At 32.4% G+C, this 13,294-nt stretch carries 12 protein-coding genes; 10 read left to right on the top strand and 2 right to left on the bottom strand.

Annotation, left to right across the window (positions count from 1 at the left end; translation table 11 throughout):
* Window positions 1–11: 11 nt before the first annotated feature.
* Window positions 12–242: a chaperone NapD gene (locus tag EI427_RS16925; RefSeq protein WP_126616959.1), complete on the bottom strand. Its 231-nt coding sequence runs from the start codon at window positions 240–242 to the stop codon at window positions 12–14.
* Window positions 243–555: 313 nt separating this feature from the next.
* Here EI427_RS16925 and EI427_RS16920 point away from each other — a divergent pair, with 313 nt between their 5' ends.
* The 4 genes from EI427_RS16920 to EI427_RS16905 all read left to right on the top strand — a co-directional run bounded on the left by EI427_RS16920 (window position 556) and on the right by EI427_RS16905 (window position 6,363).
* On the top strand, window positions 556–4,050 hold the full coding sequence (locus EI427_RS16920) for a T9SS type A sorting domain-containing protein (RefSeq protein ID WP_126616957.1): 3,495 nt from the start codon (window positions 556–558) through the stop codon (window positions 4,048–4,050).
* 215 nt (window positions 4,051–4,265) lie between these two features.
* A complete protein-coding gene (locus EI427_RS16915; protein ID WP_126616955.1) occupies window positions 4,266–5,066 on the top strand; it encodes a DUF2071 domain-containing protein in 801 nt (266 codons plus the stop codon).
* Between the two features lie 20 nt (window positions 5,067–5,086).
* Window positions 5,087–5,821, top strand: coding sequence for a class I SAM-dependent methyltransferase (locus EI427_RS16910; RefSeq protein WP_126616952.1), 735 nt, complete (start codon window positions 5,087–5,089; stop codon window positions 5,819–5,821).
* 101 nt (window positions 5,822–5,922) lie between these two features.
* On the top strand, window positions 5,923–6,363 hold the full coding sequence (locus EI427_RS16905; protein WP_126616950.1) for a cupin domain-containing protein: 441 nt from the start codon (window positions 5,923–5,925) through the stop codon (window positions 6,361–6,363).
* Between the two features lie 83 nt (window positions 6,364–6,446).
* Here the strand turns inward: EI427_RS16905 and EI427_RS16900 are convergent, their stop codons facing one another.
* Window positions 6,447–6,836: a hypothetical protein gene (locus EI427_RS16900; protein ID WP_126616948.1), complete on the bottom strand. Its 390-nt coding sequence runs from the start codon at window positions 6,834–6,836 to the stop codon at window positions 6,447–6,449.
* 221 nt (window positions 6,837–7,057) lie between these two features.
* Between EI427_RS16900 and EI427_RS16895 the strand changes: the two genes are divergently transcribed.
* The 6 genes from EI427_RS16895 (at window position 7,058) to EI427_RS16870 (ending at window position 12,503) form a co-directional block, all read left to right on the top strand.
* Window positions 7,058–8,074 carry an aldo/keto reductase gene (locus EI427_RS16895; protein WP_126616946.1) on the top strand — a complete coding sequence of 339 codons (1,017 nt, stop codon included), beginning with the start codon at window positions 7,058–7,060 and terminating at the stop codon, window positions 8,072–8,074.
* Window positions 8,075–8,361: 287 nt separating this feature from the next.
* Window positions 8,362–9,039 (top strand): DUF2490 domain-containing protein, encoded by a 678-nt coding sequence (locus EI427_RS16890; protein ID WP_126616944.1) that lies wholly within the window; start codon window positions 8,362–8,364, stop codon window positions 9,037–9,039.
* 225 nt (window positions 9,040–9,264) lie between these two features.
* Window positions 9,265–10,446 carry a M48 family metallopeptidase gene (locus EI427_RS16885; protein ID WP_126616942.1) on the top strand — a complete coding sequence of 394 codons (1,182 nt, stop codon included), beginning with the start codon at window positions 9,265–9,267 and terminating at the stop codon, window positions 10,444–10,446.
* Between the two features lie 2 nt (window positions 10,447–10,448).
* Window positions 10,449–11,108, top strand: coding sequence for a TIGR00266 family protein (locus EI427_RS16880; RefSeq protein WP_126616940.1), 660 nt, complete (start codon window positions 10,449–10,451; stop codon window positions 11,106–11,108).
* Window positions 11,109–11,112: 4 nt separating this feature from the next.
* Window positions 11,113–11,814, top strand: a complete 702-nt coding sequence (locus EI427_RS16875; RefSeq protein WP_126616938.1) for a TIGR00266 family protein — start codon at window positions 11,113–11,115, stop codon at window positions 11,812–11,814.
* Between the two features lie 2 nt (window positions 11,815–11,816).
* Complete coding sequence (locus tag EI427_RS16870) at window positions 11,817–12,503, top strand: TIGR00266 family protein (protein ID WP_126616936.1); 687 nt, start codon at window positions 11,817–11,819, stop codon at window positions 12,501–12,503.
* Window positions 12,504–13,294: the final 791 nt, after the last annotated feature.

Below are 13,294 nucleotides of genomic sequence, written 5' to 3'. Positions count from 1 at the left end.
TCTAATATTATTTAGCCTTGGTAACCTGATACCATTGATAGCTGATTGACAGAGGGTATATTTTGTATATTTAGAATCTGTTCTTTCTCTATTTCTTTAGAAGCAGATTCTAATAAAACGACTACGATATCTTTATTTTCCGATGGAACGACTTCGCAGTTTTTAATGTTGTTGAGCGCTTTAATCATGTCGGACTTCTGCCCCACAGCCGCATAAGCGATAAAACTTTTTATTAATAGCATTGTAATTCTGATAGATTATAGTTAGAGTGAATTTCTGTAAATCTAAGGGGTTGTAATTTTTGTTAAAGTGAGCAAAGTTTTAGTTAAAAGGTGATAAACGTCATTGTTACAAATAATGATAGATAGGGTTGAGATAATACCATTTATTGTGGACGCTAAAAATATCTTAGCGTACTAATTTTGTGCTTTTCCGTACAAAGAAACATATAGTTGATGCAGAGAATAATTGATTTATAAATAAGGTGATAGTATTACATCACACTTTTTGAGGTGAAACCAGCAAACTTTTCACTCACATCAAAATTCCTATTCAATGCAAACGTTACACATAAAACTACTATTTACACTTTGTGCATTTCAACTTTTTACGGGTGCACTTACAGCACAAACGCTACCTACAGGAGGTTTAGTTTTTAATCTAAAATCTGATGCAGGATTATCTGTAGATGGTAGTGGTAATATTACGTGGGTTGAACAAGTAAAAGGAGCCGTATTTGTAAGTGATGGATCTACGAAGTTAGAAGAAGTTGAGGTAAAATATGATGGTATCAATACAGATTTTACTGCGGTTAAATTTTCTGACAATGGTTATTTGAAATTAGAAAGTGATATCGAATATTCTGATATCCGAAGAGTGTTTGTTGTGTATAAATCAGAATTTGAACCTCTTTACAATAATTCTACAGATTTAATGATGCTTTTTGGAGATAGATATTCTCAAGTAGCATTAGAAACAAGAAGTAAAGTTGTTGATGCAGGAACGGGAAAAGAGTACGTACCCTATACGTTTAGTTTAGATGGTAATAGTGAGTGGCAACCAACGGCCAAACATGCTATTAATTTCAATACGTTATCAGAAGATTTTCAAGACAATACAGACCCAAGAAATGATGCTTGGACCAAAGATGAATGGGAAATAGTAGAGGTAGAATATATAGATTCAAGAAATCTTATTCAAGGAACCCATGATAATTCAAAATCTAGTTCAATTGAGTTAGGCAGGTTGGTACATAACACAAGTATGTTTTATCAAGGACAGATAGCTGAGGTAATTGTTTATGATGATAGCTTTACAGAATACGACGAGTTAAAAGAATATATAGAAAATAAATATAGGATTAAACAACGACAGTGGTATAGTCATAATTCATCAAGTGATTGGACAGGTACAAATGCATGGTCTTTAGATAGTACAACTTTAGACTTAGGAGATGCTCCATATAAATATCCAGTAACTGGAGATAAAGCTCATGTTATGGGCGGAGATCAAGTAAATTTTACAGAAAATCATATCAATCTAAATGAGTTGCTGATAGATTTTAACGGAGAGGTCAATGCACAATCGTTCATAAATCATAACTTTCATACTTTTAAAGGAACAGGAACGTATAAAACTTACGTAAATGAATTACCAAATTGCGATTTAGTAGAAGATGCAGCCTTTTATTTAGAAGGTGGAGGAATTTTTCATTTTTCTGCAGCAGACTTAAACAGTAATGTAGATGTAACATTAGAAGATGACCTTTATACTACTTATAACTTTAATAACCTTATTGTAAATATTGGTGCTTACGAGTTTGATTTTGTAAATGGTGTTCATGTTTACGACTCATTAAAATTGTATAATTCTACAATTAAAATTTCTAATGATTTTGAAGTGGATTCTAACTTTGTACTTTACTCCGATTCAAAAGTGATTGATAATGGTGCAGACCAAGAATTAATGATAAGAGGTCATTTTAATATATCTGATGGGTGTGAGGTAGATATTCCGAATACAATTGTGAGATTTGAAGGAGAAGGATCAAAGGATGCTGTGAATACATATTATCAGAGGTTTCAGATTGGGGGGGCTACAACTGTAAAAAAAGTACGTATTGAACGCCCTTTACTAAAAGACCAAGTTCAAATTATATCAACAGATGAGGCTTATCAATTAAATTTTAATCCTGTTACACCAAATAATGGATTAGATGGAGACGGGAATTATGATGCTAGTTTCTTTCAGATTGAACTAGTGAGGGGGAGGTTACGCTTTGCTGATAATATACATCATGAATTAATAACTTCTACTTTGGCAGGAGAAAATCCTGTAAGAAAGATATCAACAGATATGAATATTTGGTTGTCTGGGAGTAATCAAATTACAATAAACTCTGTAGATAAAGCAACGCTTTTAGTAGAGGATGGAGGTAATTTAACAGTGGTTTCTTCTTCAGAATTTTTTCTTGAAAATACCGATCTAACAATACAAGGAAACTTACAGTTGGGTATTTCTGGTGGAAGTGAAACCAATGGAATTTTGTCAGTAGATGGTAACGTTTCTTTTGAAGGAAGTAGTAGTAAGTTTAATTATAGATCGGGTTATTTGGCTTTAACAGGCAATTATTATAAAGATACGGATGTTACAAGAAAGACAGGAGCCAGTAACCCAATTATTAAATTTACTGGAACATCTGCTGCAATTATGTCGGCTCCTTGGAGTACTGATGATAGGATAGGCCAACTTGTTATAGATAAAAATTTAGGTGAAGTAAAACCTGGTTTAACCATTCAAGACCATGAGGTTTATGCCAATAATGTGATTTTAGAAAATGGTTTAATAGATGCCAACGGTCAATTGATTTGGGATACTACAACAGATGAAAAACAAACAGAAACAATTAGTAAGGATAGCTACATAGTAGGTAAAACTTCTTTTATTGTGGATGAAGGAGGGAGTGCTTATTTTCCAATTGGTGGAGTAAGTGGTTTTTATTTAGCAGGTGTAGGTCCGGCTCCGTTATCAGATTTTAATAGAACTGTAAACCCAAGTGCAAAATTAATTACTTGGCAAGCAATGTATGTAGATGAAGCAATTGGTGGAGACTTCCCATCAGATCTATATTCTGATAAATATGAAGATGGAATGTGGAGAATAAACCCAGAACAGGCAACATCTTCGGAAATTACTTTATACCTAGAAAATGCAGATATTTCTAATGTAGGAGGAGAAGATAAATCGGAAAATTTAAGAATCCTAACAAGAGATAATTCATTATTATCAGATGATTTAGATTGGGGACATGAAGATGGAATTGGTAACCCTCCACAGGAAATTAAAAAAGATGAAACACCCGGAGGTAGTGGTAATCTATTAGCTATAAAAACAGAATTGTATTCATTTAAAGCATCAGAAATTCCATCTGGGGCATCTGGGCTACGTGTAAATGCAGGGTTGTCTAACCATGAGTTTACACCGGGCTTATCTATAAATGCAGATTTACCAGTAGAACTCATCTCGTTTACTACAATTGTAAAAAGTAGTAATGTTCACATTTTATGGTCAACAGCTCAAGAGTTAAATAATGAAGGGTTTATAGTTGAAAAATCTAAAGACAAACGCAATTGGGAAGAGGTAACTTTTAAAGAAGGACAAGGCAGTACGGCAGTAATATCTAATTATGAAGTGATTGATTTAAACCCTTATGTAGGGATATCTTATTACAGATTAAAGCAAGTAGATTTTGATGGTACTCAAGAAGTTTTTGGACCTCAAAAAGTAGTAATTGGAACAGAAGAGATAACTGATTTAATGCTCTACCCTAATCCATCAGAAGGAATAACAACATTTCAATTATTAAATACAATGGAGCAAATTTCTATAACTATTTACTCTCCAATGGGAAAATTAATTGAAAGCTTTTCAATAGAAAATGCAGCAAAAAATAGTATCACTTATGATACATCAGTTTTACCAACAGGTGTTTACATTGTGCAGTGTGTTTATGGCAAAGAGCGACTTATAAAGAAATTATTTGTAAGGTAAATAGCTCTATATTATTGTAAAGGGGTATAAGTATGAGATACTTTTCTCATGCATATACTCCCACTTTTTACTAAACTGACAAACTTACTTTTTACTACTTAGAAATTTAAGACCTTATTGTACTATTGTAAACCTAAAATAGCGTACTTAGTAAAGTAGAGTATTTTATTTATTACTAAATATAAAGTAATACATAATTTAAATAACTGAAAGGTATGTCGCATAATCAAGAAGTTTTAGATAAAAGGATACAAGCAAGAAAATCAAAAAGTAGCCTAGATGTCAATACATTATTAGAGCATTTTGCCATAATATCTTATAAAGTTCCCCTTTCAAAAATAAAGAAATATATTCCCAAGCCATTCAGATTATGGACATTCTTAGAGAATGGAAAAGAGTATGCTTTAGTGAGTGCAGTACCTTTTAAAGATAAGGATTTTCGATTCTATAAATTCGCTCCTTTTATCAATTTTAGTTTTTATCAAACTAACTTTAGAACTTATATTATAGACGAAAGAGATGGTGCTTACACAGCTTGGTTTTTTGGAACTACTTTAGGTTCAATAACACATTTACTCCCTAAATTACTTTGGAAAATGCCTTGGGAGTTTGCTCGTTATACATTTGATTTTAAGTATGAAGAGGGTAGGTACAAGAAGTATACTATGGAGTTTACTTCTAAAATGGGTAATGGTAAAATAGACTTAGAAAGTAGTACCGAAGATTGTATACTTTTGGATGGTTTTAGTAGTTTAGCAGAACAAGATTTAATTCTAACTCACCCTGTTAAAGGATATTACACCCAATCAGAAACAAAAATTGGTGCTTATGAAATTTGGCATCCAAAGTTTAATTTAAAACAAGGAAAAGTAAAAATGGCTTATTTTGAGCTTTTTGAACGCTTAGGCTTAGTATCAAAAGAAGAAATGAAAATACCTCATTCTGTATTAATTACAGATCAGATAGCGTTTGATGTTTTATTACCTCCTGCTCACTTTAGTCACCCATCAGAATAAAAAAAGAACTCTTTAATTGTATGAATAATCAAGAAATCAATCAAAAAAATAAAGAGATTTGGAATGCAAATGCAGAGAATTGGGATAGCTATATGGGCGAAATGGGAAACCGTTGGCACAACGATTTAATTGCACCTCAGTCTGTAGAACTTCTAAATTTAAAAGAAGGAGATAAGTTATTAGATGTAGGGTGTGGAAATGGACTATTTGCAAGGCGAATGGCAAAATTAGGGATAAAAGTAACTGCCTTCGATTTTGCTCAGGTAAACATAGATAAAGCAAAGAAATACAGCACAAAAAATATCGATTATAAAGTACTTGATGCTACTGAAGAAGTGGATTTATTATCACTTGGTGAAGGTGGTTTTCAAGGAGCGGTGTCGCACATGACATTAATGGATATGCCAACTCTTGGTGTTTTATTTGCAAGTTTATCAAAGCTCTTGATCAAAAATGGAGTCTTTGTATTTTCAATTCAGCACCCCGTTTTTAACTCAAATTCGGCATCTGAAGATGAAAGGAATAACCTTATTCTTTCAGAGTATATTCAAAAAGAAAATTATATGGGAATGGCTGTACCCGGTCAAGAACATGAACAATATTATTTCCATAGACCTATAAGCACTTATTTTGAACTCGCCTTTAAAAATGGTTTTGTTGTAGATGGATATGTTGAGCCTACCTTCTCAAAAGAGCAAGATTCTTTTTATTCAAAATTTCCTCCTGTATTACTTGTAAGGTTGAGGAAATTATAAACGTAAAATTCTAGACATACCTTTTCTTTATTTGGTGAGAATGCTTATTTTGATAGATCAAAAGTTATTTTTCTAGTAGGAGTGCTTATAATTGATAAAGAATGGAACTTAAAAAGTTAGTAAAAAGTGGAGAGGGAGAAAACTATGATTATTCTCAAGATCATTGTTTTATAAAGGTATCATCAAAAGATACGAATGGGGAGTTATGTTTTGTGGAAGATTCCTTAAAACCGGGTTTCCATTTAAAACGACATCAGCATAAAATAATGACAGAAGTCTTTTACATGCTAGAGGGTGAGATGGAGCTTATCTTTGATGATGAAACTGTGCTTTTAAAAGTAGGAGATACTATAACAGTTCCGCCAAATGTCTGGCACGAAGCAAAGTGTGTAAAAGGAGGGAAGATGCTTTCTATTTTTAAAGATGGGCAATTTGATATCTTTCTAGAAGAGTTATCTAAAATGAATGATGCACAATTTGCCGATAAGGAATTTATGGATGCATTTTCTGCAAAATTTGATATTTATGAGCAGGAGCTTTAAAATAACTTTTTTCATAATCTTAGACAAAAACTTTCATTTGCTTTATTTATGAAAGTTTTTGTCTAAAAATACGGTATTTAGCTTTAGTACATTGAGAAACTAGATGGTGGTGCAATATCTTGTTTTATTTGCTTCATTTTATGAAGTTGATAATTATTTCCATCAATAGTTCTTTGATGTTTTTTTGTAGGAGATGCTACCCACATGATAGTTCCAGGAATAGCTAAAGGCCACAAAATAAATAAAGAGACTCCGTCTAAGACCATACCGATCGTTTTAACTGTTTTATTTCTATTTAGTTTGCGCAAAGCAACTTCATTTTGCCATTCTAATTGATAAATTCGATCTTCAGCTTCATTATATTTTCTTTTTTGCTCCTCTAAATTGTTGAATTCATAATATGAATTAAAGGTTTGAGCATAAGATTTAAAGCCCATGAATAGACCGATTGTAAGGATAGTAAGAATTTTCATAGTAATAGAATAGTTTGTAACATTAGTTTTTAGTAACGATGCAAAAGTAATAATTTTTTTTATTTTTAATAAAGAGAGCTATTTTTTTTTGAGAAAATACTTAACTACTATCTACTTAAAGTTAAGCGGTGTTATCTTTTGATTTGACGTTTAATATGGCTTTGTAATTGAAGGGAATAGATCGAAATGAAAACAATTAAAAGAACCAAATAAGAATTAATATGGAAATTTTTGATAAAGCACCAATAGAAAACTATACGCCAAACCAAGAAAGGTACGATACAATGCATTACCAAAGGTGTGGAAAAAGTGGTGTGCTTCTTCCTAGAATATCTTTAGGTTTATGGCATAATTTCGGTTTTAACGATAACTTCGGTAACGCTAGAAATATAGTTAGAAAAGCATTCGATTTAGGTATCACTCATTTAGACTTGGCCAATAATTACGGACCTCCTTATGGTGCTGCAGAAGAAAATTTTGGGAGAATATTACAGAAAGATTTTTTGTCACATAGAGATGAACTGTTTATTGCAACAAAAGCAGGGTACGATATGTGGCCGGGACCGTATGGTAACTGGGGTTCTAAAAAATACTTGATTGCTAGTTTAGATCAGAGTCTTAAAAGAATGGGACTAGATTATGTAGATGTATTTTACCACCATAGACCAGACCCTCAAACTCCTTTAGAAGAAACCATGAGTGCCTTATCTCAAGTAGTAAAACAAGGAAAAGCATTGTATATTGGTTTATCTAGATATAGCCCAGAAGATACAGAAAAAGCGGCTAATCTATTGAAAGAAATGGGTACGCCTTGTCTAATTCATCAATCTAAATACTCTATGTTTGAACGTGAAGTAGAAGGACCGATGTTAGCAAAATTAGGCGATTTAGAAATGGGGTCAATTGTATTTTCTCCGTTAGCTCAAGGTATGCTTACCAATAAGTATGTGAATGGAATACCAGAAAATTCTAGAGCAAATAAAGACAATACGTATTTGAATGTGACTGCTGTAGAAGAGAAATTAGATAAAATAAAACTACTACATCAAATGGCCGTAGAAAGAGGCCAGACCCTTTCTCAAATGGCAATTGCTTGGTTATTTAATCACCCTGTTGTTACTTCTGTTTTAGTGGGCGCCAGTTCTCCAACTCAGCTAGAAGAAAATGTAGGATGTATGAAGAATGCTAATTTCACTTCATCAGAAATAGAAAAAATAGAAGATATTTTAAGTAAATAATTTACTTTATCAAGTAGATAGAAAGCGCTCCAATTGTGGAGGGCTTTTTTTTAAAGTGACATTTTTTAGAAATAGATATAACAAGGTGAAATACTTCTATTTGCTCCAATAACTGAGCAATTCTACATCTCATTTTTTTACATTATCTATCTACTTCAAAATGAAAAATATATCACTAATAAATAATAGCAATCCGTGGATTGTTTCCAAGTTGTTTGTACAAAATGTTACCGATAGGAAACAAATAAAAGTACAAATTATTGTCTCACCATTAAATACAAAATAATATGAGAGGGCTAATATTAATAGTCTTCTTATGTACCTCTTCTTTAGTAAATGCCCAAGATATGGGGCAATGGGGAGCTGTTTATGGTAAGGCTAGATTTTCTGATAGGTTAGGTTATTATGCAGAGCACCATGCACGTTTTAATGACAGTGGTGAAGGATTAGAAATTTATAAATCGTATAACCGTATGGGGTTAAATTATTTTGTAAATAACAATTTTGATATTGTTGTTGGTCCTGCTGTAATTGGTAAATTTAATCAGGAAAATGAGTTTGGGAAATCAACCCTCATGGAATACAGAATATGGCATCAATACGTGTATCATCATTATTCTGGTAGAGTAAAATTCTATCATCAGGTAAGAATTGAGCACGTTTGGGCAGATAAAGGAACGCATTATAAATACCGTAACAGATACAGGTACAAAGCGTATGCGTATATTCCTATCAATAAAAGACACGTAGAACCGGGTGCATTTTATATTGTTCCTTCTGTAGAGATTTTTATGCACGATAATAGCAGCCATTCTCTAGAAGATTTTAGGGTTTATAACGCCATTGGTTATAAATTTAATGATACAACAAGTTTTATGGCAGGGCACATGTGGACTTGGAACAATGAGCAGACCTCTAATGTGTTTAGATTTAGCCTATATATTGATTTAGATTTGAGGAAATAGTCAATTTCTTACAATTTCCAGTTCCTAAGATGTAAAGTGAAAATGGTACTACTCTTTTAAAAAAGAATTAAAAATTATTGAATTGAATTTGTTAATGTAGAGTAATTTACCGACTTTTAAATTGATTTAAAGCTTAGAGAAACTATTACAATTTTTATTTAATTAATCTATCAGACTTTTAAAAAAGTAAGGTAACCAAGCAACTATTGACTAAAACGTTTCTTTATGAATGCCATCGTAAAGGAAGTTTTTAATCCAACTAAAATGCCACTAACTACAGAGAAAATACTTACAAAGAAAAGCTATAAAGCAATTCTTATTCATCCAAAACTGCCTGGAGGACGGGCTCAAGGAGAATTATTTATTTATAACAAAATAATTACTATTCATGTAGATGAACTAGTGTATGAAATTCCATTCAATAAGTTAAAAATTGAAGCGGGTGGAGCATCAAAAAACTTTGTCTTTTTTAAAGAGATTGATGAAAACGAAATATCAATTTATACAAAAGATAAAGAGGTGCTTCAAGATGAAGAAATTGAGAGTTTCAATTGCTTTACAGATGATATAAGAAAGACAAGAAAAGGAATAAATGAACTCTATAGAGGGGTATTTTTATTTACTTGCCTTTGTTTATTGGGCTTATCCTCTTTTTATTTCTTTAAAGGAAATATTGTACATTCAATAGCCAAATCGCTACCTATATCTTGGGAACAAAAAATTGGAGAGAAACTATTTGCCACACTAGATAATCAGTATGATTTTATTGAAAACGATTCGTTAAAACAAGTACTAATTCAGGAGGTAGATCCAATTGTACAACAAGCAAAAGAAGAAGGTTTTCTATTAGATTTTTATCTAATTAATGATTCGGAGGTAAATGCTTTTGCACTTCCGGGTGGTAAAGTGATTATTAATTCTGGTCTACTAACAAAAGCAGGTTCTTGGGAAGAAGTTGCAGGAGTTTTATCTCATGAAGTGGCGCATGTTACATTAAGACATCATGTGAGAGGTGTAATCAGTAAATTAGGTTTGTTTACTATTGTCTCTTTTCTTTTTGGAGATGCATCTGCAGTGGTAGCAACCATTATAGATTTGGGAGTTCATCTTGAATCTTTATCATATACAAGATCTTTTGAAGAAGAGGCAGACGCTAGAGGAGTAGAGTATTTAACAACAAGCAATATTAATCCAAAAGGGATGATTATATTCTTTGAGAAACTCGAAGAACAAAATAAGAACACACAATTTGATAGTCTACTATCATTCGTTTCGACTCATCCAAATACAAAAGATAGAATAGAAACACTTAAAGATAAAACAGCGGGTAATAAAAATAGCTACAACTCTTTTGGATCTAACTATTCCGATTACAGAGCGGCTATATTAACAGAACTAAATCAATAATTATGCAATTTGAACTTAAAGGCAAACCTGCTTTTGCACACGCAAGAGTAGAAGTTGAGCCTGGAGAAACATTTATTGCCGAATCTGACGCAATGTCTAGTATGTCGGCAGAATTAGATGTAGAAGCAAAACTTAACGGTAACTTTTTAAATGCACTACTAAAGAAAGTCTTTGGTGGAGAAACACTATTTGTAAATCATTTTATAAATAACACAGCTAAAACATTAGAACTAATAATAACACAACCTACTCCCGGAGACATGCAAATTAAGGAGTTGAACGGGGAGAGTTTTTGTTTACAACAAGGTGCTTATATCGCTTCTGAAAAAACGGTAAACCTAGGCGTGAAATATGCAGGTTTTGGTTCTTGGATTGGCGGAGAAGGACTGTTTAAGCTAATGGTATCTGGGCACGGGAAAGTAGTTTTTGGTGCTTTTGGAGGATTATTAGAAAAAGAAGTAAACGGAGAAGTGATTGTAGATACTAGTCACTTGGTAGGCTACGAGCCATCGATGAAACTAAAACCACAGTTTTCTGGAGGACTATTATCTACTCTTTTCGGAGGCGAAGGTCTAGTCACTAGAGTAGAAGGAACGGGTAAAGTTTTTATACAAACTAGAAGTATGTCGGGGTTATCATCTTGGGTAAATCGTAATTTGTAGTATCATGGAAGAAGTAGTAAGTAAAAAATTAAATACCGAGATTATTCTCGGGCCAGGAGCAGCGGCTGCTAAAATAGAACTTCAACCCGGTGAGTATTTTACCGCAGAAGCAGGTGCCATGATAGCAATGAGCTCTGATATTAAGATGACAACAACTACGCATAAAAAACAATCTGGCGGTGTTGTAAAAGCCTTAAAAAGAATGTTGTCTGGAGAGAGTTTCTTCTTAAATCATTATTCGGCAGATATAAAACCTGGTACTGTTTGGCTAGGCACAACACTATCTGGAGATATGAAAGCCCATGAATTACATGGTGAAGGAATAATTGTTCAAGGGGGCGCTTATGTAGCCTCTTCTCCAGATATTGAAGTAGATTTTAACTGGCAAGGCTTTAAAAAAGTATTTTCTGGGGAGGGTTTATTTTGGTTAAACCTTAATGGAGAAGGAACGGTAATTTTTAACTCATTTGGAGCCATCTATCCTATAGATATTGATGGTGAACATATAGTGGATACAGGGCATATTGTTGCATTCGAAGAATCTTTAGATTTTACACTAACAAAAGCAGGTAAAAGTTGGGTAAGCTCTTTTTTAGGAGGAGAAGGCCTTGTGTGTAAATTTAATGGCAAAGGTAGAGTATGGGTACAATCGCATAACCCAAGTTCTTTTGGCAAGTTATTAGGACCAACATTATTACCAAGATAGTTATGGAAGAAGTAGTAAATAAAGAGTTAGAATATAGATTTGATTGTAAACCAGATTTTGGGTTAATAACCGTTCAAATTCCTTCTGGAGATAAATTAAAAGTAGAAGCATCTGCTATGGCCACTATGGATACAAACATAGAGATGAAAACGAAAGTAAAAGGCGGCTTAAGCAGGTTTTTTTCTGGAGAATCTATTTTTATAAATGAATTTGAGGCAAAAAATGGAGCAGGACAAATTCAGATTGCCCCTGGTGCTCCTGGAGATGTAGAACATGTTCTTTTAAATGATGAAACAATCTACCTTCAAAGTTCTGCCTTTGTTGCCTCTGCATTATCTGTTGATGTAGACGCTAAATTTCAAGGCATAAAAAGAGGCTTCTTTTCTGGAGAAAGTCTATTCTTAATTAAATGTTCAGGGAATGGAGACCTTTGGTTTAATTCTTACGGAGGAATAATTGAGATAGATGTAGAAGATGGATATGTTGTAGATACAGGGCATATTGTTGCATTTACAGAAAGCTTAAATTATGATATTTATAGCGTAGGTGGTTACAAATCACTATTCTTCTCTGGTGAAGGTTTAGTTTGTCGTTTTTCTGGAAGAGGAAAAATATGGATTCAAACACGAAAAATAGCTCCTTTTGTAAATTGGATTAACCCATTCAGACCAAGAAAAAATAACAACTAATTTTAGAAGTAATAGTACTCTTAAAAATCCGAATAGTATCAGTAGTGATATTATTCGGATTTTTTTATTAGAGATGGATATTGTTGGAGTAAAATTTTAAGAAACGAAACCGTACCTAATAAAGAAAATAAAAAACTTTAAAGGAGAGGTTTATTGTTTTTATTTTAATCAGAAAAACTAAAGTTTAAACTACTTATATTTTTTAAGTTGTAAAAAATACTCTTATTTCGAAAAAAAACTAAGTGTTAACATGTGTAAAAATATAACTTTTTTTATATTTGGAGAAATGATCTAGTATTTAACGTGATTTTTAAACTACATTTTTAAGACCAGCTACTTTTTATACTTCGTTCTAATAGCGTTTATATGAGCATCATTATTTTTATTATCACGGTTTTTAACTTAGTTGGAGTGGTAATAATTATAGATTTTTATGAGAAGGATCTAATGATTTTACTTAATTTTTTAATATCTATTATACTACACTTATGAGGCAAGAAAATTACTATCATTTTACAAAAACCGCATCTTTTAAAAGACACAACTGGTAAGTTGCTGAAAATCAACAATGTGATTTTAATGTTTTTACTATAAATCACATCTTATTGATCGAAAGTAACCTGCTAAAAAGTATTGATATCTATATTTGAAATTGTTAATCAACGATAAATGGCACATTAAAATATCGTAATTAGTAAGAATAAAAAAACAGCCATTTACTCTTAGGTTAATAGTAAGGATATACCATTGATTATATAGTTCAATTTATTCATCAGACGCAGCTATTTAAT

Origin of the sequence: Flammeovirga pectinis (assembly GCF_003970675.1) — a bacterium.
Taxonomy (GTDB): domain Bacteria; phylum Bacteroidota; class Bacteroidia; order Cytophagales; family Flammeovirgaceae; genus Flammeovirga; species Flammeovirga pectinis.
This window is presented reverse-complemented; position numbering and strand designations above follow the sequence as displayed.

Excerpts from the sequence above, each read along its gene's own strand:
- EI427_RS16925 (WP_126616959.1), bottom strand. The coding sequence starts at position 242 with ATGCTATTAATAAAAAGTTTTATCGCTTATGCGGCTGTGGGGCAGAAG.
- EI427_RS16920 (WP_126616957.1), top strand. The coding sequence starts at position 556 with ATGCAAACGTTACACATAAAACTACTATTTACACTTTGTGCATTTCAA.
- EI427_RS16915 (WP_126616955.1), top strand. The coding sequence starts at position 4,266 with ATGTCGCATAATCAAGAAGTTTTAGATAAAAGGATACAAGCAAGAAAA.
- EI427_RS16910 (WP_126616952.1), top strand. The coding sequence starts at position 5,087 with ATGAATAATCAAGAAATCAATCAAAAAAATAAAGAGATTTGGAATGCA.
- EI427_RS16905 (WP_126616950.1), top strand. The coding sequence starts at position 5,923 with ATGGAACTTAAAAAGTTAGTAAAAAGTGGAGAGGGAGAAAACTATGAT.
- EI427_RS16900 (WP_126616948.1), bottom strand. The coding sequence starts at position 6,836 with ATGAAAATTCTTACTATCCTTACAATCGGTCTATTCATGGGCTTTAAA.
- EI427_RS16895 (WP_126616946.1), top strand. The coding sequence starts at position 7,058 with ATGGAAATTTTTGATAAAGCACCAATAGAAAACTATACGCCAAACCAA.
- EI427_RS16890 (WP_126616944.1), top strand. The coding sequence starts at position 8,362 with ATGAGAGGGCTAATATTAATAGTCTTCTTATGTACCTCTTCTTTAGTA.
- EI427_RS16885 (WP_126616942.1), top strand. The coding sequence starts at position 9,265 with ATGAATGCCATCGTAAAGGAAGTTTTTAATCCAACTAAAATGCCACTA.
- EI427_RS16880 (WP_126616940.1), top strand. The coding sequence starts at position 10,449 with ATGCAATTTGAACTTAAAGGCAAACCTGCTTTTGCACACGCAAGAGTA.
- EI427_RS16875 (WP_126616938.1), top strand. The coding sequence starts at position 11,113 with ATGGAAGAAGTAGTAAGTAAAAAATTAAATACCGAGATTATTCTCGGG.
- EI427_RS16870 (WP_126616936.1), top strand. The coding sequence starts at position 11,817 with ATGGAAGAAGTAGTAAATAAAGAGTTAGAATATAGATTTGATTGTAAA.